Annotated in this window: 20 protein-coding genes and 1 pseudogene; 13 read left to right on the plus strand and 8 right to left on the minus strand. The window is 65.7% G+C overall.

Annotation, left to right across the window (positions count from 1 at the left end; all coding sequences use genetic code 11):
- Window positions 1–54: 54 nt before the first annotated feature.
- On the plus strand, window positions 55–621 hold the full coding sequence (locus E8M01_RS25390; protein ID WP_136962704.1) for a peroxiredoxin: 567 nt from the start codon (window positions 55–57) through the stop codon (window positions 619–621).
- 55 nt (window positions 622–676) lie between these two features.
- The gene (locus E8M01_RS25395) at window positions 677–1564 is read left to right on the plus strand and encodes a dihydrodipicolinate synthase family protein (RefSeq protein ID WP_136964823.1); all 888 of its coding nucleotides are present in this window, start codon (window positions 677–679) and stop codon (window positions 1562–1564) included.
- Window positions 1565–1686: 122 nt separating this feature from the next.
- Here the strand turns inward: E8M01_RS25395 and E8M01_RS25400 are convergent, their stop codons facing one another.
- The 4 genes from E8M01_RS25400 to E8M01_RS25415 form a co-directional block, all read right to left on the minus strand.
- Window positions 1687–3498, minus strand: coding sequence for a metallophosphoesterase family protein (locus E8M01_RS25400; protein ID WP_246088428.1), 1812 nt, complete (start codon window positions 3496–3498; stop codon window positions 1687–1689).
- A 424-nt stretch (window positions 3499–3922) separates the two neighbouring features.
- Window positions 3923–4348 carry a PPC domain-containing DNA-binding protein gene (locus E8M01_RS25405; RefSeq protein WP_246088429.1) on the minus strand — a complete coding sequence of 142 codons (426 nt, stop codon included), beginning with the start codon at window positions 4346–4348 and terminating at the stop codon, window positions 3923–3925.
- Window positions 4341–4889: a PPC domain-containing DNA-binding protein gene (locus E8M01_RS25410; RefSeq protein WP_136962705.1), complete on the minus strand. Its 549-nt coding sequence runs from the start codon at window positions 4887–4889 to the stop codon at window positions 4341–4343. The genes E8M01_RS25405 and E8M01_RS25410 overlap by 8 nt, the downstream gene beginning before the upstream one ends.
- A complete protein-coding gene (locus E8M01_RS25415; RefSeq protein ID WP_136962706.1) occupies window positions 4886–5176 on the minus strand; it encodes a hypothetical protein in 291 nt (96 codons plus the stop codon). The genes E8M01_RS25410 and E8M01_RS25415 overlap by 4 nt, the downstream gene beginning before the upstream one ends.
- Window positions 5177–5554: 378 nt before the next feature.
- On the opposite strand from E8M01_RS25415, the gene E8M01_RS25420 reads away from it, so the two are divergent.
- Window positions 5555–6025 (plus strand): Lrp/AsnC family transcriptional regulator, encoded by a 471-nt coding sequence (locus E8M01_RS25420; RefSeq protein WP_136962707.1) that lies wholly within the window; start codon window positions 5555–5557, stop codon window positions 6023–6025.
- Window positions 6026–6054: 29 nt separating this feature from the next.
- On the opposite strand, the gene E8M01_RS25425 is transcribed toward E8M01_RS25420, so the two are convergent.
- Window positions 6055–7074, minus strand: coding sequence for a helix-turn-helix transcriptional regulator (locus E8M01_RS25425; protein ID WP_136962708.1), 1020 nt, complete (start codon window positions 7072–7074; stop codon window positions 6055–6057).
- A gap of 641 nt (window positions 7075–7715) precedes the next feature.
- Between E8M01_RS25425 and E8M01_RS25430 the strand changes: the two genes are divergently transcribed.
- From E8M01_RS25430 to E8M01_RS25440, 3 genes are all read left to right on the plus strand, one after another.
- Window positions 7716–8516: a neuromedin U gene (locus E8M01_RS25430; RefSeq protein WP_211596672.1), complete on the plus strand. Its 801-nt coding sequence runs from the start codon at window positions 7716–7718 to the stop codon at window positions 8514–8516.
- 271 nt (window positions 8517–8787) lie between these two features.
- Window positions 8788–9822 (plus strand): DUF1254 domain-containing protein, encoded by a 1035-nt coding sequence (locus tag E8M01_RS25435; RefSeq protein ID WP_170182072.1) that lies wholly within the window; start codon window positions 8788–8790, stop codon window positions 9820–9822.
- A 409-nt stretch (window positions 9823–10231) separates the two neighbouring features.
- Window positions 10232–10807, plus strand: a complete 576-nt coding sequence (locus E8M01_RS25440) for a phosphatase PAP2 family protein (protein WP_136962709.1) — start codon at window positions 10232–10234, stop codon at window positions 10805–10807.
- 10 nt (window positions 10808–10817) lie between these two features.
- On the opposite strand, the gene E8M01_RS25445 is transcribed toward E8M01_RS25440, so the two are convergent.
- Window positions 10818–12017: an IS256 family transposase gene (locus E8M01_RS25445; protein WP_136958310.1), complete on the minus strand. Its 1200-nt coding sequence runs from the start codon at window positions 12015–12017 to the stop codon at window positions 10818–10820.
- Window positions 12018–12120: 103 nt separating this feature from the next.
- Here E8M01_RS25445 and E8M01_RS25450 point away from each other — a divergent pair.
- The 3 genes and pseudogenes from E8M01_RS25450 to E8M01_RS25460 all read left to right on the plus strand — a co-directional run.
- Window positions 12121–12432: pseudogene (locus E8M01_RS25450) on the plus strand (phosphatase PAP2 family protein); the annotation flags it as partial.
- A gap of 304 nt (window positions 12433–12736) precedes the next feature.
- Window positions 12737–13186 carry a cupin domain-containing protein gene (locus E8M01_RS25455; RefSeq protein ID WP_136962710.1) on the plus strand — a complete coding sequence of 150 codons (450 nt, stop codon included), beginning with the start codon at window positions 12737–12739 and terminating at the stop codon, window positions 13184–13186.
- Between the two features lie 383 nt (window positions 13187–13569).
- Window positions 13570–15066 (plus strand): flavin-containing monooxygenase, encoded by a 1497-nt coding sequence (locus E8M01_RS25460; RefSeq protein ID WP_136962711.1) that lies wholly within the window; start codon window positions 13570–13572, stop codon window positions 15064–15066.
- A 301-nt stretch (window positions 15067–15367) separates the two neighbouring features.
- Here the strand turns inward: E8M01_RS25460 and E8M01_RS25465 are convergent, their stop codons facing one another.
- Window positions 15368–16357, minus strand: a complete 990-nt coding sequence (locus E8M01_RS25465) for an AraC family transcriptional regulator (RefSeq protein WP_136962712.1) — start codon at window positions 16355–16357, stop codon at window positions 15368–15370.
- 97 nt (window positions 16358–16454) lie between these two features.
- A complete protein-coding gene (locus E8M01_RS25470) occupies window positions 16455–17285 on the minus strand; it encodes an IclR family transcriptional regulator (protein ID WP_246088430.1) in 831 nt (276 codons plus the stop codon).
- A 183-nt stretch (window positions 17286–17468) separates the two neighbouring features.
- Between E8M01_RS25470 and E8M01_RS25475 the strand changes: the two genes are divergently transcribed.
- The 4 genes from E8M01_RS25475 (at window position 17469) to E8M01_RS25490 (ending at window position 21713) form a co-directional block, all read left to right on the plus strand.
- Window positions 17469–18386 carry a dihydrodipicolinate synthase family protein gene (locus E8M01_RS25475; RefSeq protein WP_136962714.1) on the plus strand — a complete coding sequence of 306 codons (918 nt, stop codon included), beginning with the start codon at window positions 17469–17471 and terminating at the stop codon, window positions 18384–18386.
- 247 nt (window positions 18387–18633) lie between these two features.
- The gene (locus E8M01_RS25480; RefSeq protein ID WP_136962715.1) at window positions 18634–19596 is read left to right on the plus strand and encodes a tripartite tricarboxylate transporter substrate binding protein; all 963 of its coding nucleotides are present in this window, start codon (window positions 18634–18636) and stop codon (window positions 19594–19596) included.
- Window positions 19593–20066: a tripartite tricarboxylate transporter TctB family protein gene (locus E8M01_RS25485; protein ID WP_136962716.1), complete on the plus strand. Its 474-nt coding sequence runs from the start codon at window positions 19593–19595 to the stop codon at window positions 20064–20066. Before E8M01_RS25480 ends, E8M01_RS25485 begins: the two co-directional genes overlap by 4 nt.
- Window positions 20067–20201: 135 nt before the next feature.
- Complete coding sequence (locus E8M01_RS25490) at window positions 20202–21713, plus strand: tripartite tricarboxylate transporter permease (RefSeq protein WP_136962717.1); 1512 nt, start codon at window positions 20202–20204, stop codon at window positions 21711–21713.
- The last annotated feature ends 4 nt before the right edge of the window (window positions 21714–21717 follow it).

Here is a 21717-nt window from a genome sequence, read left to right on the forward strand (position 1 = left end):
CGCCAAGGCCAATAATTGCCTAAGGACCGGCGCTCCGCATGAAGGAAACCGTCCATGGCCGGCTCGGTCGAAGCCCCCGATTGGTCCACCATTCCCGCGCCGCCGGATGACGGCGCGGCGCGCCATCTCGTGGGCAGCCTGGTTCCGCCGGTTCCGCTTGCGGCGACCGACGGCGCCCGCGTCGACCTCGCGGCCCTGAAAGGCCTGACGGTCGTCTATGCCTATCCACGCACCGGCAGGCCCGGCACCGACAATCCCGAGGGCTGGGACATGATCCCCGGCGCGCGCGGCTGCACGCCGCAATCCTGCGCCTTCCGCGACCATTTCGCCGAGCTGAAGGGCCTCGGCGTCGCCAATCTTTATGGCCTCTCGACCCAGGATCCAGCCTATCAGCGCGAGGCGGCGGCAAGGCTGCATCTGCCCTTCGCCATCCTGTCGGACGAAGACCTGGCGCTGAGCACCGCCATGGCGCTGCCGACCTTCGTGACGGCGGGCATGACGCTGATGAAACGCGTCACCCTGGTCATCCGCGACGGCCGTGTCGAGCACGTCTTCTATCCCGTCTTTCCGCCTGACCGGAACGCCGCCGACGTCATCGCCTGGCTGAAGCGCCAGGCATGACGGCTCCGGCGCACCGAAATCCGCTTTCTGGACAAGGACTTTTCCTGTGAATGCGATGTTCCGCGGCCTGTCCGCTTTCCCGATCACGCCTGCGGATGCCGACGGGCGGGTCGATGTCGAAGCCCTGCAGCGGCTGGTCAAGCGCCTGGTCGACGCCAAGGTCGATTCCATTGGCCTGCTCGGCAGCACCGGCAGCTATCCCTATCTGAGCCGTGCCGAACGGCGCCGGGCGATCGAGGCTGCGGCGGCGATCGCCAAGGGCAAGTCGCCGATCCTGGTCGGCTCAGGCGCCATGCGCACCGACGAGGCGGTGGCCTTGGCGCGTGATGCCGAGGAGGCCGGGGCCGATGCGCTGTTGCTGGCGCCCGTCTCCTATACCCCGCTCACCGACCGCGAAGTCTTTACCCATTTCGAGACGGTGGCAGCCGCGGTGAAACTGCCGGTCTGCATCTACAACAACCCCGGCACCACCCATTTCACCTTCTCGGCCGGGCTGGTCGCGCGGCTGAGCCGGATCGCCAATATCGTCGCGGTGAAGAACCCGGCGCCCGATGCCGGCCATGTCTTCGCCCAGCTGGAGGATCTCCGCGCGCGTGTCGGCCGGGATTTCTCGCTTGGATTTTCGGGCGACTGGAAGGTGACCGAGACGCTGATCGCCGGCGCCGACGCCTGGTACAGCGTCGTCGGCGGCCTGTTCCCCGAGCCCTGCATGGCGATCGTCCGGGCGGTGCGCGAAGGCAAGCCGGCCGACGCGCGCAAGCTCAATGCCGACCTGCAGCCGCTCTGGGACCTGTTCATCGCCCATTCCAGCCTGCGTGTGGTCTACGCCGCCGCCAATGCGCTCGGTATCGTCAAGGCTGCCCCGCCGCGCCCGATCCTGCCCCTGGAGCCGGATGCCGAGCGCCAGGTGCGTGAGGTGGTCGAGCGGTTGCGGTTGAGATAGGGGTGAATGGCGGCCGGTGCCGCGCAATCCCTCTCCCACGAAGACGCGGGAGAGGTTTCACGCGCTCGCCGCATCATGCCCCATTCGCTACTCCCCATTCGCCATTCGCCATTCGCCATTCGCTATTCGCTACTCGCCCCTTTCACCACCACCCGTTCCGGCCGGCGCAATTGCAGCCTGCCGCCCTCGGATGCAACCAGCGTGTGGACGTAGAAATAGGTCTCGCAGGTATCGCTCGCCTCCATCACCGGCGAGGGCGCCGAGACGATGGTGAGGCCGGCGCATTCGCCGATCCAGTCGAGATGCCGGTGGCCGTGCATCACCACGATCCGGTCGGCGAGACTGCTGAGCCGCCGGACGAACCAGCTGCCATTGATCAGCGCGGTGCCGATACGCTCCGACAAGGCGCGGGCCGGCATGGGATATTCGACCAGGTGGTGGTGCAGCGCCACGATCCAGCGCGCCCGAGGATAATGCGCCAGCGCGATTTCGACCGCCTTGACGTCCTCGGCCGAGACCAGGCCGAGCGCGTTGGTGAAGGAAAAATGCGTGTCGGCATTGGAGTTGAGCAGGATGATGCCGAGGCCGTCCTCGGTTTCCGGCGGCAATACCTGCGGGAACACATCGAGCCAGACGGCGCTCAATCGCCCGGCCTGGCGCCAGGAGCCGGTGTCGGCAAACTGCGTCAGGCTGGCGAGATGGGGTTTTAGCGCCGCAGCCAGCGTCGCGCCGAGCTCGCCTTTGACGCGGTCGACGACGCGCACGCCGGCGCCTTGGATCGCCGCCATGGCGGAGAGCACGCGCAACTGGCGCAGCCGCTTGTTCGGGCTCATCGGCAGGTCGAGCCGCGCCGGATTGGCGCGGTCGACGACGTTGAGGTCGTGATTGCCGGGCAGCACCAGCATGCGCTCGGCAAGACGCGGGTGCAGCTTCAGCGCGTCGAAAAAAGCGGCCCATTCGGCTGAGCGGCCGGCGTCGGTGGTGTCTCCGGTGACCAGGATCCGGTCGAGCGGCTCGGCCGCGTGGACCAGTTCCAGCCGCTCCAGCAGTGCCTTGATCCGGCCGTTGCCGCAGGGTCCGCTGCGTCCGCTCTCGATGCGCAGGCCATAGGGCTCGCCGACCGCATGGAGGTCCGACAGATGGGCAACCCGCCAGGACCGTGCGGGCGAGGCGCTCGATGAAGCGGCGGGGGAGCCGGCGGCGGCGAAATCACGCAGCGCGCGAGGCTGCGGCATGGCGGCGTCGGCCAGTGACCAGACCAGCGCGGCCGCGGTGAGATAGGCGCCGATCAGCACCACCGAATTGGCCAGCGCCGTCATGGCGAGCCGGTGCGGCGAGGCGAGATCGGCGATGTCGCCGACCCAGGCGGAACTGGGCCAGGCGTGCAGGACCGCGGCAAGCGACAGGCAGCAGAGCACCACGCCGGCGGCCGCCGAGGTTGCCGAGCGCAGCGTCGCGCGCCCGGCTTCCGTTGCATCGGCCGGCAGCAGCTTCTCGGCGAGATGGCGCAGCGCTTCGCGGCAGATGACATAGAAGGGCTGCACGGCGAGCGAATTGAGCTGCCAGAAATTGCTCTCCGCCGCGCGGAACAGCGGCCGCCCGCCGAACCAGCCGATCGCCACCACCACCAGGAACAGCAGAAGCGCGCCGAGCCCGGCATAGGGCGCGGTGATCTTGGCCTGCAAGGTCGACGCCCAGCCGAGCGCCACCTGCGGCGCCAGCCCCAGGATCAGGCCAGGGCCGATGATCAGGATGAACCAGGCGGCGATCAGCTTCGGCAGGCTGATCTCGGCGACCAGCGTGCCGGCGAGCGCGAACAGCGAGCGCCGTTTGGTCGACAGCGCATCGTCCTCGATATCGCCGCGGCGCGGATCGATGATCGGCTTCATGACCGGCGGCCTGTGGACCGGCGGTCGCATGGTTTTTGTTGTCATGCCTGGCCCTCCAGGCTCGTCGGCGGGACGAGGTCCAGGCTCCAGCGTCGTCATCGGCTGGCCGGACTGCGGCGATGGGGAAGATGCAGCAAAGCCATGATCCGGCGATTTGACCCTATCGCGACGCGCCAGCGCAAGGACGATCTCGGCGAGCCGGACACGATGCCCGGCGCCGCCGCCGGGCATGACCGATCTCAGGGTCCTGACGACGTCGAGGATCGTCGTGGCTGGCGGCATGGCTCGCACGGTGCTCCGGCAGCGCCTGAGAGGATCCGTCGCGGTGCCGGGCCGGAGCGTCGCGGCCGCGCATTACGCCAACATGATATGGGGCGAGTGGCGAATAGCGAGTGGCGAATGGGGCATGCAGCGAAATGCCGCTGGCATCATTCGCCCTGGGGCAGGGGAGTTCACTGCGTCGGTCGGATCATCCCCATTCGCTATTCGCCATTCGCTCCTCGGGCAACCATTCCTCGAGGGTCACCTCGAAGGTCATGCAGATCGGGTTGGCTCCGGCAACGAAAGGCCCACCATGGATGGCTCCATCGGTGCCGGCGACCACGCCGGAGAGCACCGCGCGCACCGATCCGTCGGGCTTCTCGCGCACTTCGCCGGCGAGGCTGACGATCTCCACCGCCGGTCCCTTGACCGCGACGAAGCCGCCGTCGCGGGTGGCCAGGCAGGCATCGACCAGGCTGCCCAGCGCGCCCCGCACGAAGGCGTTGCGGAAGCCCTCGGCGAGGCAAAGCTTCTCGACGCCTTGCACCAGGTCCTCGTTCGGCGCGATGCGGGCATAGGCGACGCGGCCCATCCGGCCGGTCTCGACGACGGCTGCTGCGACGAGGTCAGCCATGGGCGCGCATCTCATGGGGCTGGAGCAGGGGAATATTGGTTTCCGGGTCATAGGCCTGGCGCAGCTCGAAATCGTCGAGCGAGGTGACCAGCACCGGGATCGGCTCGGGCCCGACGATGCAGCTTTCGGTCAGGATATGGCCGCCCATCATGACGCCGGCCTCGGTGCGGATGGCGGCATGGCAATGGACCAGCGGCGCACCTTGCAGGCTTTTGCCGATGGTCGCGTTGCCGAACACCATGAAGGCCCGGCCGGCCTGGATCGGCCGGGTATAGGCGATCACCGCCTTGCCGGTCGGGTCGGGCGGCGCGACGCAATAGCTGAGGTCGTCGAAAAAGCCGCCGAGAAGGGTGGTCGAGGCCGAGGTGATGCCGATCGTCGCGAGCGGACCGACCAGCGCGTCGTAGAGGCTCAGGCCCGGCTGCAGCGCCAGGCGGACATGCCGGGCGCCGGCGGAGGCGAGGCTCTGGATCCGGACCGGGTTGAACCGCCCGGGATGGATCAGCGTGCGCGGCCGCGGGAACGGTGTCGGCACAGTCACGCAAAGACGCTTTCGCGAAGGCTGGCGTCGTTCTGCCGGGCCGGCGCGGCGACGGCAGGTGCGACATGTCGGGCATCGACGACACCGGGCAGCCGCTGGACCAGCGCGGCGAAAGTCTCGACCGACAAGAGGCCATTCGGGCTGAAGGAGATCGAGATCCGGGCCGGACCCTCGTCATCGGCGGTCATGGCGACGGCGCGCAGCCGGTAGTTCAGCTTGCGCAGGATGTCGAGCGCGCGCGGCAGGTCATCGAGCGGCGTGTCGGTGCGAAAATCGATCCTGTGCATGGCGGTCTCCCCGGAGCGCCGGCAATGCTATGTCAGGCGGCACGGCAAGACTTGCTGAATTTGCGGCTTCTGGGAGATATCTCGGAATGATCATTTGGCAAGAGTAGATATTGTCGGTAAGATCAACTGCAATGTTGGATTACGGCAGGGTCGGCCGTCCTTCGAGGGTCGCTTCGCTCCCACCTCAGGATGAGGATTGTTGAGAATTGCAGCCATGGCGGTGCCGAATGCGCGGCGGACGTCGAGCTTCACCAACAACTCTGATGCAGTCCCTCACGTTCCTCATCCCTACGCAAAAGCTCCTTTTGCGGGGAGGTGCGAGCTCTTGCGAGCCTCGAAGGACGACTGACCTTGGTGCCAGGCCCAAGGAGTTCAGCCTTGTCCAGACCGCTCGATGCCATCGACCGCAAGATCCTGAAGGAACTGCTCGCCGACGGCCGCCTGTCGATGAGCGAGCTTGCCGGCCGGGTCGGGCTTTCCACCAGCCCGTGCTGGCAAAGGGTCAGGCGGCTGGAGGAGGACGGCACGATCCAGAGCTACGCCGCGATCCTCGACCAGTCGCGCCTGGGCCTGACCGAGACCGTCATCATCGAGGTGACGCTGGAGCGCCATGACGACGAGGTGCTGGAACGCTTCGGCGCGGCCATGGCGGCGCTGCCGGAAGTGCTGGAGGCTTATCTGACCACCGGCGAATATGACTATTTCATCAAGGTCGCGGTCAGCGGCACCGCCGGCTACGAGGAGTTTCTGAGGAAGAAGCTCTACAAGATCCCGGGCGTGCGTCATTCGCGCTCCTGTTTCGCGCTGAAATGCCTGAAGCGGAGCCTGTCGGTGGTGCCGGAGGGATGAGGGGCTGCGAAACGAGCAGCTCGGTCATCTCAGAGTGCTTCACCCGATTGTCGTAGCCGCGATTGCTCACGAAACTGACGCGGTGGAACGCCGGAAATTCGGCGGAAGGCGCGGCTGAAATGCGCTGGATCCGTGTAGCCGGAAGACAACGCGACCTCGATAATCTTGGTGTTGGTGTCGCGCAAAAGCCGGCTCGCGTGCTCGTACCTGACCGTGTCGAGTATATCTGAATAGGCAAGGCCGACACGAGAGAGCTTGCGTTGAAAGGTGCGCGTGCTGACGCCGGCCATCTCCGCGACGTCGGCAAGAGCTGGTGCTCCCTCATCCAGATAGGCCGGCAACATCAGTTTGAGGAGGTCGACAATGTCATAGCCGGAAGGGCCCTCCTCGTGATCGTGCGGCAGAGGAAATAGTCCGGTCGAGCGGTTGGGGAGACTCAGGTGCGAGATCGGCAAGCTGATCCAGGCAGCCGGCTGGCCTGACAGGAACCGCACATTCGGCCAGGAGGATTGCGTCGCCTGGCTCGGTGCATAATGAGATTCAAAGGCAATTTCCGTCGGCATCCAGTCGGGCCCGGCAAATTGCCGCACGGTGTATATCGAGAAGATGTTCTGAATCCATTGCACGTATTTCAGGTGCAGAGCCCCGTGTGTTCCGGCGAGCCTGCTGCAAATCCGCGCCTGGTCGTGGTGCTGTTCGATCCACATCGTCAGAATGGTGTCTTCTCGCGATGCCCAATGGCAGGAATGCCGCAGCGCCACGAGCAGTGTCGGGGAATGGGCGATCAGGGCCCGGGTCTTTCCACTGAGATGGGTAAAATGCAGCCGCCGAGCGGCCAGGAAGCCAAAATCCTGGATGCCCTGACCTCTCTGGGCGGCGTCGACGAAATGAAGTGCCGGCAGGAGCGGCACGTAGAGATCGTTCTTTTCCTCCAAAGTGGACGGAAGCCGGAACTTTTCCAGGAGCGCGTTTGTCGGCGCGCCCATTTCGTCGAGAATTCCGACGAAAGGAAGAAGGAGCTGGGAGCGCGTCAAAGGAATGCTAGGCATTGGGTCTCGCGGCGATCACGGAGTCGATGCTGGTGCTTCCGTGGGATTGGTTATCGGAAGATCGTGAATAGCCGGTAGCGATGCGTGCCAAATGGCAAGGCCGCCGATCTGCCATGCACGGAAAGATCTGGGCGGAGTGTGTCCCGCCCGGCGATCGGTGGAAAGGAGGCCTCGGCTTCCGCGAACGGTCCTCCTCACGAAGGGTCAGCAATCGCGCCGCGCCGCCGGCCATTGAAGCGAGCGGATGACCGCCCCCGCATGTGATCGACACACACACAGCAGCTCCCGGAGAGCGGCGCAATGCATCACCGACATGGCCTCCGCCGTCCGTCCCGGGAAAACGGCGAGCCAGCCCCAGGCGGGCAGAGTTTGCGGCTCGATTGGCGGGAGATTCGCCGTCTTTCCGAGGTTTTGGGCCGTGGCGGCGAGGAATTCGTCGCGGGCGCCGCATGGAAGAAATGCGCTCGTCGGATAGAAATTGGCGCAAAATGGCAAGACTGGTGATCGGCCTATGCTCGAAATGATCCGAACAACGTTCGTCTGCCGATCAGACGGTGATCGGTCAGACGGCATTTGAGCGTTCTTGATCTGCTCCGCATACCGCGAAATCGGGGTTGCGAGCGACCATCGGATGAAAAGCTATGCATAGTCGGGTGCTTATTTCCGCTGTGGCCGCATGTAGCCTCGCCGCCACCTCGTTCGCCCGCGCCGGGGAGGCGGGAGGCGAAGATCTTGCGAGGGCGGCGCAAAATCCCCTTTCCACCATGATCAGCCTGCCGATTCAGAACAACCTGAACTTCGGCGTCGGCCCCTATTCCGGCGCCCAGAACGTCATGAATGTTCAGCCGGTCATCCCGATCTCGTTGAACGACGACTGGAATCTGATCACGCGCTGGATTGCACCCATCATCTCGCAGCCGGCGCTCTCGATCGGAGGGGAGCGCGAATTTGGCCTGGGCAATGTGAACCCGAGCTTTTTCTTTTCACCCAAGCAGCCGACAGCCGGCATCATCTGGGGTGTCGGACCGACGTTCCAGCTTCCGACTTCGACCGACAGGGCTCTCGGGAGGGCCGCTTGGGGGGCCGGCGCCGGAGCGGTTGCGTTGACGATCTCGGGCCCCTGGGTGATCGGCGCACTGGTCAATCACATGTGGTCCTTCGATGACAGCCACACGGTCAACCAGACGACGATTCAGCCCTTCGTGAACTACAACCTTCATGACGGCTGGTATCTGACCACGTCTCCGGTGATCACCGCGAACTGGCAAGCGAAGTCGAGCGAGCGCTGGACCTTGCCGGTCGGCGGCGGCTTCGGCCGTGCCTTCAAGATCGGCGAGCAGGCCGTGAACATGCAGCTTGCCGCTTACTACAATGCCGTCACGCCGACTGGCGGTTCGTCCTGGCAGATCCGGACACAAGTCCAGTTCCTGTTTCCGAAATAGGTCGTCCGAGGGGCCGACATGCATCCTGCGGAAGGACTGCTCAGGCTCGGCCAGTCATTGCGGGCGGCGCATGGGAGAAATCCGGTCGCCTGACGGCGATTGGCGCGAAATGGCAAGACGGGTGACCCGCCTATGCTCGAAATGAGCCGAACAAAGTTCGTCTGCCGATCGGAGGGTGATCGGTTCGACGGCATCTGAGTTGGCCCATGCCGCGCCTTGTCGAATGCCCCACGGCGTTCGTCAGCGCGGCCTTGAACGAAGAGGTATGTTGATGTTGCGCTTGGTTGGGATCGGTCTCGCAATTGCTTCGGTTGCACTGGCCAGTGGAGCGTTTGCCCAGGCGCCCAGCGGCAGAATGCTGGTCACCACTGACAATTTCAATCGCGCGGAGACCGACCATTACCTCGCGATGAATGCCAAGGTCATCGGCGGACTGGGCCGGTTCCAGCACTCCCGGGAACCCGCGTCGATCGACAATCAAACGGTCATTCGCATGAACCGGGACACGCTTTATTCGTTCGCGGTGTTTGATCTCGCCGGCGGGCCGGTGACGCTCGCGCTGCCCGACGCGGGCAGGCGCTACATGTCGATGATGGTGGTTGACCAGGACCACTACCTGCCGGTCGTCGCCTACGGGCCGGAGCCGGTCACGCTGACGCAGCAATCGGTGGGCACCCGATATGCCTTCGTCGCCGTCCGGACGCTGGTTGATCCGAACGATCGCAAGGATCTCGACGAGGTCCACAGGCTTCAGGACGCGATCAAGGTCAGCCAGAACCAGACAGGGCGGCTCGAGCTTCCAAACTGGGATGAAGCCAGTCTCACGGATATCCGCAATGCGCTGCTCGCATTGGCGAAACATCAGCCGTCTTTTCGGGGCGCCTTCGGAGCGCGTGGCCAGGTCGATCCGATCCAGCACCTGATCGGCACGGCCGCCGGATGGGGCGGTATTCCGGACAGGGACGCCATCTATGTGAGCATCACGCCCGCGAAAAACGATGGCCGGACAGTCCACACCCTCGTCGTGCCGACGAATGTGCCGGTGAAGGAGTTCTGGTCGATCAGCGTCTACAACCCAAGGGGCTTCTTCGAGAAAAACGCCTACAACGCCTATTCGATCAACAGCATTACCGCGAAGAAGAATGCGGACGGCTCGGTGACGATCCAGTTCGGCGGCTGTGACGGCAAGATCCCGAACTGCCTGCCGATCGTTGAGGGGTGGAACTACACCGCGCGGCTTTATCGTCCGGAGCAACCCATTCTCAGCGGGAACTGGAGGTTTCCGGAGGCAAATCCCTTGAACTGAGCCTCGGGGGATCGTTCGGCGGGCACAGTGGTTGTGGCTCTTGGGCTGGATAGGCGCTGCGCTGATAATAGACAGCGGAGCAATGGTAACTCGGCACCACGTCCTCATGCTCGCACCACGTCGTCTTGCCCGGGCTTGTCCCGGGCACCCACGCATTCATCCGCTCACGGCAATCAATTCGTGGGTGGCCGGGACTAGCCCGGCCAAGACGAGAACTGTCCTTGGGCGCGCGGGCGTTGGATCGACCGGGCGCAGGAGCCGGCCAAGCATTCATCTGTTCGCGGCAATCAGCCCGTCACAACCACTGTGCAGCGGTGCCCGATGCCCTGCGATCGACGCATTCCCCCGACCTGCGATCCATGACCCAGAGCAGAGCTGGACATACCCATTGGCTTATGTAGCGAGCACGATGAAGCAGAATCTCCTCTCCGTGATCCTGACATCCCTCATGATCACCTTGGCGGGGCCGGTTGGTGCGCAGACGGATCATGGCGGCCGCTCCAATGCGCCGGCCGATCCGCATTTCAACCTTTTGCCTGGCTATCTGCAGCAGGCCGACTTGCCCGACAGCCTGCTGCTTCTTCCGGCCTCGCCGGCAGACGGTTCGGCTGCGCTCGCCCGCGACGAGGAGGCGCGAACCGAAGCCGCGCGCCAGGGAGGATCGGCGCGCTGGCAGCAGGCGGTCCGCGACGCCGAATTGAATTTCCCGCAGCCCGCCGAGAACTTCTCCTGCGCCATGGGCATCGCCATCGACGAGAAGAATACGCCGCGTCTCTACAACCTGATGCGGAAGATGCTGACCGACGTCGGCCTGTCCACCTATGGCGTCAAGAACAAGGTCCAGCGGACGCGTCCTTTCGTCAGGCACGCCGAGGGCACCTGCACGCCCGGCGACGAGGCGATCCTTCGGACCGACGGGTCTTATCCGTGGTCATGTCCCGTAGCGTGGTGTAGCTGGCGCAAGGCCCCACGATCGCCGGCATAGGCCGGGCTGGTCAGGCTGCGACGGCTGGCAGGCCGACACTAGGATCATCGCTCAGGCCGGCCATGGTTTCCAGGGTCATGTAGCGGGCCCGCTGGACGGCCCATTCATCGTTCTGTTCGAGCAGGATCGCGCCGACGAGCCGGGCGATGGCGGCCTCGTTGGGGAAGATGCCGACCACCTCGGTCCTGCGCTTGATCTCGCCGTTGACGCGCTCCAGCGGATTGGTGCTGTGGAGCTTCGCCCGATGTTGCGTCGGGAAGGTCATATAGGCCAGCACGTCGGTCTCGGCGGTATCCATCAGAGCCGCCAGTTTCGGCACCGTTGGCCTGAGCTGGTCGGCGACCCGGCGCCATTGCTGGCTGGCGGCGGCGGCATCGTTCTGGGCGAAGGCGGTGGCGATGAAGGCTGAGACAACGCGCCGCCCGCTGCGGCCGGCATGGGCGAGCGCATTCCTCATGAAGTGCACGCGGCAGCGCTGCCAGGTCGCGGTGAGCACCTTGGAGACCGCCGCCTTGATGCCTTCGTGGCTGTCGGAGACGACGAGTTTTACGCCGCGCAGGCCGCGTCTGGCCAGTTTGCGCAAGAACGCCGTCCAGAACGTCTCTGCCTCGGAGGGGCCGATATCCATGCCCAGCACCTCGCGCCGACCGTCGCCGCTTACACCGACCGCCACGATCACCGCCACCGAGACAATCCGGCCGGCCTGGCGGACCTTCACATAGGTCGCGTCGATCCACAGATAGGGCCAGTCGCCCTCGATCGGCCGGTCGAGGAACGCATGGACGCGCTGGTCGATTTCCTCGCAGAGCCGGCTGACTTGGCTCTTCGAGATGCCGCTCATGCCCATCGCCTTGACCAGGTCATCGACCGAGCGGGTCGAGATGCCCTGGATGTAAGCCTCCTGGATCACCGCGGTCAGCGCCTTCTCGGCCAGCCGGCGCGGCTCCAGAAAGCCCGGAAAGTAGGAGCCTTTGCGTAGCCTCGGGATGCGCAGCTCGACCGTGCCGGCGCGGGTCTCCCAATCCCGCTCGCGATAGCCATTGCGCTGGGCCAGGCGGTCCGGGCTCTTCTCGCCGAAGCCGGCGCCGGCAAGGCCGCTGACCTCAAGCTCCATCAGCCGCCCGGCGGCAAAGCCGATCATCTCGCGCAGCAAATCGGCGTCGGGGCTCTTCTCCAGCAGCCCGCGCAGGTTCATCATCTCGTCGGTCATCGGTGGATCTCTCGGTTCGGGGTTGGTCGTCGCAACCCAAACCTAACCGGCAACCGCCGATGACCACCCGTCAGTTACACCACCAGTCGGGACACGACCTTATCCGTCCGGGCACTCCGCGGTTGGTTGGGGCTGGGCTCTGGCATTGGCCGAGATCAATCCGGAGCGTTCGAATGAGATCTTGGCGCGCGGATTGGCCTTCGGACAAAGCCGGGTCATCTGCAATGCGCACTGGCAGAGCGATGTCGAAGCGGGCCGGATCATGGCTGCCGCCACGCTGTCGCGCCTGCATTCCGACGCTGCCTTTCTCGCCGATCTTCAGGCCGCACGCGAAGAGCTGACGCGCGCGCGCCAGGCGAATCTTGAGCCGCGGACCAGTTGCGTCGACGAAGCGGCGGCCTTGGCCGTTCGATGAGGCGACCGAAGCATGCGCATGCCCACCGCTACGGCGGCCGTCTGAAGCGAACCACGGTCCTGTCGGTGGTGCCGGAGGGCTGAGGGGCGGGCGGGACGCTGATGAATCAAGCCTCTCCCTCTGGGAGAGGGTTCGTCGGCGCCTTTCGTTCTCGCGCCGCGGCGCCCTCGCGCAACCACTCCCCAACAAAATCCGCGCAATCCGGATTCTTCCCCGCGCAATCCGGATTGCGCTTGTCGCCCATTCGCGCTCTCGTTGCGTCATCATCGGCCGTGCGAGGCGGCTTCATCCTGGGGAGGATCGGATGGCGGAACTTGAAAAAGGCATCACGCAGGAAGGCACCGGCTACGCCGGCAAGACCTGGAACATCCTGGGCCAGGTCTATTTCCCGAAAGCCGTCTGCGACTCCACCTTCGCTTTCGAGACCAATAGCGCGCCCGGTCAGTTCGTGCCGGTGCACATCCACCCGACCCAGGAGGAGTTCATCCTGGTCCAGGAGGGCGTGCTCGACCTGAAACTCGATGGCCAGTGGGTGAAGGCCAAGGCCGGCGATCTGGTGCGCCTGCCGCGCGGCATTCCGCACGGCTATTTCAACAAGTCGGACAAGCCGGCGCGCGCGCTGTTCTGGGTCTCGCCGGCGCGCATGCTGGAGGAACTGTTCAACAACCTCCACAACGTCGCCGACCCGGAAGAGGTGGTGAAGATCTCGGCGCGCCACGAGGTCAACTTCCTGCCGCCCGAGGCCAATGCCTGAGCCGGGCCCGGAGGTTGGCTGCTTCAGGCGGAAGATCCCGTCGGCCTGGTCGCCGATCGCTGATCTCCGGAGGTTCGCACTTGAACCTCCAACTCACCTCTCCCCGGCGGGGAGAGGTCGGCGAAAGCCGGGAGAGGGGGCGAGGCGCTTGTCGGCCAGGCGCCATGCGAAACCTCCAAAGTCTTGTTCGGAAAAGCCCAATTCTCCCTCTCCCGACCTTCGTTCCTCAGGTCGACCTCTCCCCGCCGGGGAGAGGTGAAAGGTGGTGGTTCTGGTGCACGCCGCATGTCTCGCTCAAGGCGAGGTGAGGCGCTGCGCCTCCGCGCCGGCTTCCCCCGGATTGCAGTGCCTTCTCACAAAACCGCTCGAGCGAGGGCCGGATCATGGTTGCCCAGAAGACTGTTTGCATCATCGGCGCCGGCATTTCCGGCCTGGTCGCGGCCAAGGTGTTCAAGCAGCACGGCCACAAGATCACCGTCGTGGAACGCGCCGCCGATATCGGCGGCGTCTGGGAGCCGAGCCGCTCCTATCCCGATGTCCAGACCCAGAGCCCGAAGGACCTCTATCGCTACACCAGCAAGGCCATGCCGGCGTCCTATCCGGAATGGCCGAAGGGCCCGCAGGTTCATCAATATCTGACCGAGTTCGCCCGCGATCACGACCTCGGGCCCTATCTCAGGCTGAACAGCAAGGTTGTCGCGATGAGGCGGCAGCCGGCCGATCGCCCGGGCTGGACGCTGGACATCCAAACCGGCGACGGTCCGGCGACATCGGAAGAGTTCGACTTCGTCGCCGTCTGCACCGGCCAGTTCTCCGACAAAAATGTCGTCGACCATCCCGGCGCGCAGGATTTCACGGCGGCCGGCGGCGCCATCATGCACTCCTCCGACTATACCGATCCGGCCACGCTCAAGGGCAAGCGCGTCATCGTGCTCGGCGGCTCGAAATCGGCCACCGACATTGCGGTCAATGCGGTCAAGGTGGGCGCCGCCTCGGTCACCAATGTCATGCGCGAGCCGTTGTGGCGCATACCCTATTTTCTCGGCGGGCTGATCAACTTCAAGCGCATCGTCTATGCCCGCGCCCAGGAGGAGATGTTCGGCGGCTGGGGCCAGACCCGCCGGGCGCGTTTCGGCCATGCCATCGCCAAGCCCTTCGTCTGGGCCAATTGGCGGGCGCTGGAGAGCCTGCTCAAGACCCAGCTGAAACTCAAGAAGTGCGGCATGGTGCCCTCGACGCCGATCGAGACGGTGATCAATTGCGCGCTTCCCATCGCCACGCCGGATTATCATCCGATGGCGGCGGACGGGCGCATCCACATCGTGCTGGGAACCATCGCGCGTTATGACGGCCGCACCGTGGTGCTCAGCACCGGCGAAAGGCTCGATACCGACATCGTCGTCCAGGCGACCGGCTGGAAGCTCGGCGTGCCCTTCCTGCCCGAGGACTACCGCGCCAAGCTGGTCGAGCCCGACGGCCAGTACCGGCTCTACCGCCTTGTCGCCAATCCCGACCTGCCCGACATGGGCTTCGTCGGGTTCAATTCGTCCTTCGCCACCGTGCTCTGCGCGGAAATGGCGGCCAACTGGCTGGTCCGCTACGCCGATAGCCAGCTCGCCCGCCAGCCGACCGCAGCCGAAATGCGCGACAATATCGAGATGATGCTGCGCTGGAAGCGCGACGAGCGGCCGGCGGCGAGTGTCTATGGCGGGCTCTGCGTCGCGCCCTTCCACTTCAAACATCTCGACGAATTGCTCGAGGATATTGGCGCGACGACACGCAAGCGCAGCCCGCTGGTGGAGAAATTCTCGCCGCCCGACGCCGATGCCTTTGGGCGCTATCTGGCCTCGGCGCCGGACTACCGGGCGAGTGGCGAATAGCGAGAAGCGGATGGGGCATGATGCGAGAGGCTTCGCGCAAACCCTCTCTCCCTCGGTATTGTGTCCCGGGCGAGGCGCATGAACCCTCGCCCGCGTCTTCGCGGGAGAGGGTGGCCGCGGAGCGGCCGGGTGAGGGTGGTTGCGTCAATGCAGGGGGTGCCTTCCGCATCCAAATGATTGGCGGGTGTAGGATTTAGACCCTCACCCGCCGGCTGACGCCGGCACCCTCTCTCGCAGGCGGGAGAGGGTTCGCCGCGCGTTTGGCTTCATGCCCCACTCGCTATTCGCTACTCACCATTCGCTACCTCACCCTCCGCCGCGTCTCCGACGGCGCTTCGCCGTAGCGCGCGGCATAGGCTGCGGCGGCGCGGCCGGCATGGCCAAGGCCTGCACGGAACATCATTTCGGTGACGCTGGCCTCGTTGGTGCCATCGGTCAGCGCCGCGCGCAGGCGCTCGAGCCGGATCGTCTGCAGCCGCTCGCTCAGCGTTTCCTGGCGATGGTGGCGGAACGCTTCCTGCAGCGAGCGCAGATTGGCGCCGGCGGCGCGCGCGACATCGGCCATGGCGATCGGCCGGTCGGCATGGGCGGCGAGATAGGCCTCGGCGCGCCGCAGCACCGCCGGGCCGGGCAGGGGCTCGGGCCGCGCCAGCAGATCCGCCCGGTCATGCCGGAGGCAGGTGAGCATCAGCGTCGCCAGGCCGTCGCGCAACAGCACCTGATAGGCTTCGGGCACCGGTGCCGGTCCGTCGGCGGCGTCGAGCATGATCCGGACATGGCGCGCGAGCGCCTGGCCGACCGGGTCGGTCAGGTCGACGCCGGTGTCGAATTCGACGCGCTCGCACCGCCGGTCGATCATCGCGCCGGCCAGCCGCTCGACCTCCTGGCGGCGGATCAGCACGATGATTTTCTCGCAGCCGTCGTGCCAGGTCATGCGGGTCGGCAGCGTCGGCGACAGGATCGAGGCGGAGCGGCCGGCCGCCGCTTCGGTCAGCACGCTGCCGCAGCGCACCCGCGCCGCGCCCCTCACCGGCACCTGCAGCAGGAAGAAGCCGGAGAGCTCGCCCGGATCGATCTCCACCTCGGCGCCATAAGCGACGAAGTTCATCGAATAGCCGGCCTGGGCGGCGCTGTGGTGGCGCGCGTGGAAATGGCTTGGGTTGGCTGCTGTGGGGATCAGAAAATGCGGGCAGAAGATCCGGCCGATCTCGTCCCGGGCCTGGTCGGGAGAGCGCGTGTCGACCGCCGCGAAGCGCGCCAGCGGGGCATGAACGGGGACATTGGCCTGCATGGCTTCACATCTCCTCGTGCCGGTGAGCCTGGGCATGGGGCGGAACTATGCGGTGAAATGCCGGCGGGCGGAAGCGGGTGCCGTCGCCCGGGAAAGCTCAGCCCGCCGCCGCGCTGGTCTTTCTCCCCGGTGCTTCCACCTCCGGCGTCCAGCCGAGTGCGCGCGAAATGGTCTCGGCGGTCTCGGCGACCAGCGGGCCCAGCACCGGCACGCGGGCATCGGTGATGCGCTCGCGCGGGCCGGAGACGCTGATGGAGGCGAAGACCGAGCCGCCGGCGTCGCGGATCGGCGCGCCGACACATTGCAGGTTCGGCTGGTGCTCGCTGCGGTCGATCGAATAGCCGCGCGCCCGGGTCTCCGCGAGGTCGCGGCGCAGTGCCTCCGGGTCGGTGATGGTTGATGGCGTGTAGCGCTTGAGGCCGGCCGCCACCACCTGGTCGAAGGTTGCGAGGTCACGAAAGGCCAGGATCGCCTTGCCGACGCCGGTGCAATAGCAGGGCGCGCCCTCGATCGTCATGATCAGCGAGCTCGGTCCGGATTCAAGCTCCTTGCGGTCGACATAGACGGCGTGCAGGCCGTCGAACAGGCAGAGATGCACCACCTCGCCCGACAGCTTGGCCAGCCCGTCGACATAGGGCTGGGCCTCGCGGTGTAGGTCGAGATTGGCCAGGAACATGCTGCCGAGCTCGAACAGCTTCAGGCCGAGCCGGTAGCGGTCGCGGCCGCGCGCCTGCTCGATGAAGCCGATCTCCTTCATGCTGGCGAGCAGCCGGTGGGTGGTCGCCTTGGGAAAGCCGGTACGGGCGTGAATGTCGGCAAGTCCCAGCGTGCGGTTCTGCACGGTGAAACATTGCAGGATGCGCGCCATCTTGGTGAGCGACTGCACCTGGTCCTTGGCCGAAGATCCGCCCGCCGTTCCGCCGCTCACTTTTGCCCTCTCGGCAGCCTCCGCACGGTTCCGGTCGCCGGCCATGCACGGCTTTCATAGCCGATATTGCGAAGAAGGAAAATCGGAATTGGCCCCTTGACCAATGGCCATTTCGGCTGTTGAGTTCTGCTATCCGGAATAAGAAGTCCAGTCGGACATGTGGAAACCTAGGGAATTCCTCCAATGACTTCGAAACTCTATGGCGTCATTCCGCCCATGACCACGCCCTTCCGGGCCGATGGAGAGATGGTGCTGAGCGCGGTCAAGGCGCAGGTCGACTTCCTGGTCGAGGCCGGTTCCCACGGCCTGGCCGCCGGCGGCTCGACCGGCGAGGGCCATACCCTCGACCACGAGGAATATCGCGACCTGATGGCCGAAACGGTCACCGCCACCGCCGGCCGCATTCCCGTCATCGCCGGCATTATCGTCGATTCCACCCGCGACGCGGTGAGGCGTGGCAAGGCGGTGCGCGATCTCGGCGTCGCGGCGCTGCAGGTCACCCCGGTGCATTACCTGTTCAAGCCCGACGACGACGCGATGGTCCGTCATTTCCGCACCATGGCGGACGAGACCGGCATGCCGATCATCATCTACAACGTGGTGCCCTGGAGCTATCTGTCGCCGGCGCTCCTGATCCGCATCATGACCGAGGTGCCGCTGGTCATCGGCGTCAAGCAGAGCGCCGGCGACCTCAAGCTGTTCGCCGACCTGATGCTCAACGCGCCCAAGGACAAGCTGATCTTCTCGGCCGTCGATGCGCTGATGTATTCGTCCTACACACTGGGCGCGGCCGGCTCGATCGCCGCCATCCTGTCGGCGGCGCCCAAGGCCTCCGTCGATCTCTGGGATGCGGTGAAAGCCGGCGATCATGGGAAGGCACACGACCTGCACCGCAAGCTCCTGGTGCTGTGGAACGCCATGATCGCCGACAACCTGCCGGCCTGCACCAAATTCGCGCAAGGCTTGCAGGGCGTGCCGGCCATGCTGCCGCGCCAACCCATGCCGGTGGCCTCGCCCGCGCAGCAGGTGGCGGTGACCAAGGCGTTGCAGGGGTTGGGCATTCAGGATTTGCGGACGGACGCGTTGAAAGGCGCGGCCTGAGTCGGGACTGGGGCAATGCGGCTCGACTGAAATCCCGGCTGCGGCATTGAAGGGCTCTCCCATCACCTCTCCCCGCCGGGGAGAGGTGAAGGTGGAGCCTTCGAGGCCAGTGAGTGCATCTGGAAGGACGTCTGATCTGAGTGCAACGCCGGATGGCCAGTCCGCCCTCCGGTACATCTTCAAGACAATGAAAAAATGCCTCTGAAAACAGGGGCTTCGGGCAAGAAACGGAATCAGGGAGGGAGCGATGACGCTCACGAGACGCACATTCACGGCCGGTGCCGCGCTGGCAGGCCTTGCCGGCCCGGCGCTCAGCCAGGGCTTTCAGCGCGACATCACCATGGTGGTGCCCTGGGCGGCCGGTGGCGGCACCGATACGCTCGCCCGCACGCTGGTCAAAAACGCCAAGCAGCATATAGGCGTCAACGTCAATGTGGTGAATCGGACCGGCGGTACCGGCGCGGTCGGCATGCAGTCGGTCTCGGCCGCCAGGCCCGACGGCTACACGGTCGGCCTGGTCACCTTCCACCTTTCGGCCTACCGGCTGATGGGGCTGAGCCAGCTCTCCTATCGCGACTTCCAGCCGCTGGCGCTGTTGAACCGCACGCCGGCCGCCTTCAGCGTGAAAGCCGATTCACCGTTCAAGACGCTGAAGGACCTGGTCGACTATGCCAAGGCCAATCCCGGCGTGGTGACGGTGGCCAATAGCGGCGCCGGCGCCAACACCCACCTGTCGGCGGCGGTGCTGGCCAAGAACACCGGCATCAAATTGAGCTTCGTGCCCTTCGACGGCGGTGCGCCGGCACGCACCGCCATGGTCGGCGGCCACGTCTCGGCCCTGGTCTCCGGGCCCGACGAGGTGCTGCAATATGTCAAGACCGGCCAGGTGCGCTTCCTCGCCATGGTGGGCGAGCAGCGCCACCCGAGCTTCCCCGACGTGCCGACCGTGGCCGAAGCCGGCTTCCCGATCCAGAACATCATCTATGACTGGCGCGGCATTGCCGGTCCGAAGAACTTGCCGGCCGACATCGCCAAGGCGCTGAACGAGGGGTTCGCCAAGATGGCCAGCGACCCCGACTTCATCACCCTGATGGATCAGGTCGCTCTGCCGCGCGTCTATATGAACGGCGCCGATTTCGGCACGTTTCTCGCCGGCATGGAAACCTCGCTCCAGCCGGCACTGGCGGAAGTCGGGCTGCTCAAGATATGAGCGGCGCCGCGCTGAAACGGATGACCGTTCCCGATCTCGTCGCCGCGGGCCTCGCCTTTGCCGCGGCGACCTGGGCGGTGATCGAATCCGGCCGTTGGCCGGCGCCGGAATTCATTGGCGGCCCGGCGGTGGTGCCGCGCGTCATTGCGGTCATCCTGTTCTCGGCGGCCGCGGCGCTCGCCTGGAATGCCCTGAAGGGGCAGTCCCAGGTGATCGAGGAACCGCTCGACTGGGTCAAGAAGCAGCGGCTCGGCATCATGCTGGCGGTAACCGCCCTCTATGCCACCGCGCTCGAGCCGCTGGGCTTCCTGCCGGCGACCATCGCCTATCTCGCGATCTTCGCGCTGGTCCTGGGACTGCGTCACTGGCCGTTGATCGCTGGCTATGCGGTGGGCTTGCCGGCAGGCTTCCATCTCGTCTTCAGCACGGTGCTGAAAGTGCCGTTGCCACCGGCGGCCTGGCCGTTCTGAGGAGGTGAAGGATGGCGAGACAGGCACTGCGCAGTGAATCACGCCCCGGCGCGCAGAAGCGGCTGCGCGACCACCCCCTCCCTCTGAGAGAGGGTTCGTTCCTCGGCGCAATGCAGCCCTCGCGCGGATCGTCCCATGCTTGACTTGAACCTGCTCTTCCAGGGCTTCGCGACCGTCCTGTCCGGGCCGAATCTCCTTGCCATAGTGCTCGGTACCATCGGCGGCATCATCGTCGGTGCATTGCCGGGCCTGACCGCCACCATGGCGATCGCGCTGCTCATCCCCTTCACCTTCTCGATGGGCCCGACCACCGGCATCTGCATGCTGCTGGCGGTCTATACCGCTGGCATCTATGGCGGCGGCATCGCCTCGATCCTGATCCGCACGCCCGGCACGCCGGCGGCGGTGGTCACCGTGCTCGACGGCTATCCGATGGCGCAGAAGGGGCTTGCCGGCCAGGCGCTGGGTCTCGCCACCGTCGGTTCCGGTCTTGGCGGCCTGTTCTCGGCCATTTGCCTGGCTCTGTTCGCGCCGATCCTGGCGGCCTTCGCGCTGCGCTTCAGCGCGCCGGAATATTGCGCGCTTGCGATCCTCGGCCTGGCCGTGACCGTCACCATGACCGGCCGCTCACCGCTGAAAGGCGCGGTCTCGGCCACCGCCGGCCTGCTCATCGCCATGGTCGGGCTCGATCCGATCGGTGGTTTCCCACGCTTCACCTTCGGTTCCACTGAACTCGTCGGCGGCATCAGTTTCGTGCCCATGCTGATCGGCCTGTTCTCGCTGTCGGAAGCCTTCCGCCAGGTCGAGATCATCGAGAAGGCCGAGCAGGTCACCGCCAAGATCGGCCGCGTGGTGCCGCGGCTCGCCGAGATCGTCGTGCACAAATGGGTGGTGCTGCGCGCCTGCCTGATCGGCATCACGGTCGGCGTCATGCCCTCCATGGGGCCGGAGACCGCAGCCTTCATGTCTTATTCCGAGACCAAGCGCACCGCCGAGAACCCGGAAGACTTCGGCAAGGGCGAGCCGGCTGGCGTGGTCGCGGCGCAGACCGCCGAGAACGCCTCGACCGGCGGCGACGTGCTGCCGATGATCACGCTCGGCGTGCCCGGCGACGCCGCCACCGCCGTGCTGATGGGCGCGCTGACCATCCATAGCCTGGAGCCGGGGCCGCTGCTGTTTCGCGACCATCCCGACGTGGTGCATCAGATCTTCGCCGGCATGATCGTGGCGAACCTGTCCTTCCTGTTCATTGGCCTGCTCGGCGCCCGCTATTTCGCCAAGGTCCTGAATGTCGACCGGCGGCTCCTGGTGCCGGCGATCTTCCTGTTCAGCCTGATCGGCGCCTACGCGCTGAACAACAATCCGTCGGATGTCTGGGTCTGCCTGATCTTCGGCTTCATCGGCTATCTCATGCAGCGTTACGACTTCCCGGTTTCGCCCATGGTGCTGGCGCAGATCCTCGGCGCCATGGCGGAATCGAATTTTCGCCGCTCGCTCGCCATGAGCCAGGGCGACCTGATGATCTTCATCACCCGGCCGATCGCCGCCTGTATCCTGATCCTGGCCGTGCTCGCCGCGGTCAGCGCGATCCGCCGGTCGCTGGCGCTGTCGCGTCAGATCGCGGCAGCCGAGGCGGCGGCGAAATGACCGG

This window comes from Phreatobacter stygius (assembly GCF_005144885.1).
Taxonomy (GTDB): Bacteria; Pseudomonadota; Alphaproteobacteria; order Rhizobiales; family Phreatobacteraceae; genus Phreatobacter; species Phreatobacter stygius.

What these genes read in the sequence shown, in the direction of transcription:
- E8M01_RS25485 (WP_136962716.1), top strand. Translation starts at nt 19,593, where the DNA reads ATGAGCGGCGCCGCGCTGAAACGGATGACCGTTCCCGATCTCGTCGCC.
- E8M01_RS25400 (WP_246088428.1), bottom strand. Translation starts at nt 3,498, where the DNA reads ATGACAACAAAAACCATGCGACCGCCGGTCCACAGGCCGCCGGTCATG.
- E8M01_RS25475 (WP_136962714.1), top strand. Translation starts at nt 17,469, where the DNA reads ATGACTTCGAAACTCTATGGCGTCATTCCGCCCATGACCACGCCCTTC.
- E8M01_RS25405 (WP_246088429.1), bottom strand. Translation starts at nt 4,348, where the DNA reads ATGGCTGACCTCGTCGCAGCAGCCGTCGTCGAGACCGGCCGGATGGGC.
- E8M01_RS25455 (WP_136962710.1), top strand. Translation starts at nt 12,737, where the DNA reads ATGGCGGAACTTGAAAAAGGCATCACGCAGGAAGGCACCGGCTACGCC.
- E8M01_RS25425 (WP_136962708.1), bottom strand. Translation starts at nt 7,074, where the DNA reads ATGCCTAGCATTCCTTTGACGCGCTCCCAGCTCCTTCTTCCTTTCGTC.
- E8M01_RS25430 (WP_211596672.1), top strand. Translation starts at nt 7,716, where the DNA reads ATGCATAGTCGGGTGCTTATTTCCGCTGTGGCCGCATGTAGCCTCGCC.
- E8M01_RS25480 (WP_136962715.1), top strand. Translation starts at nt 18,634, where the DNA reads ATGACGCTCACGAGACGCACATTCACGGCCGGTGCCGCGCTGGCAGGC.
- E8M01_RS25390 (WP_136962704.1), top strand. Translation starts at nt 55, where the DNA reads ATGGCCGGCTCGGTCGAAGCCCCCGATTGGTCCACCATTCCCGCGCCG.
- E8M01_RS25395 (WP_136964823.1), top strand. Translation starts at nt 677, where the DNA reads ATGTTCCGCGGCCTGTCCGCTTTCCCGATCACGCCTGCGGATGCCGAC.
- E8M01_RS25440 (WP_136962709.1), top strand. Translation starts at nt 10,232, where the DNA reads ATGAAGCAGAATCTCCTCTCCGTGATCCTGACATCCCTCATGATCACC.
- E8M01_RS25415 (WP_136962706.1), bottom strand. Translation starts at nt 5,176, where the DNA reads ATGCACAGGATCGATTTTCGCACCGACACGCCGCTCGATGACCTGCCG.
- E8M01_RS25445 (WP_136958310.1), bottom strand. Translation starts at nt 12,017, where the DNA reads ATGACCGACGAGATGATGAACCTGCGCGGGCTGCTGGAGAAGAGCCCC.
- E8M01_RS25460 (WP_136962711.1), top strand. Translation starts at nt 13,570, where the DNA reads ATGGTTGCCCAGAAGACTGTTTGCATCATCGGCGCCGGCATTTCCGGC.
- E8M01_RS25490 (WP_136962717.1), top strand. Translation starts at nt 20,202, where the DNA reads ATGCTTGACTTGAACCTGCTCTTCCAGGGCTTCGCGACCGTCCTGTCC.
- E8M01_RS25435 (WP_170182072.1), top strand. Translation starts at nt 8,788, where the DNA reads ATGTTGCGCTTGGTTGGGATCGGTCTCGCAATTGCTTCGGTTGCACTG.
- E8M01_RS25465 (WP_136962712.1), bottom strand. Translation starts at nt 16,357, where the DNA reads ATGCAGGCCAATGTCCCCGTTCATGCCCCGCTGGCGCGCTTCGCGGCG.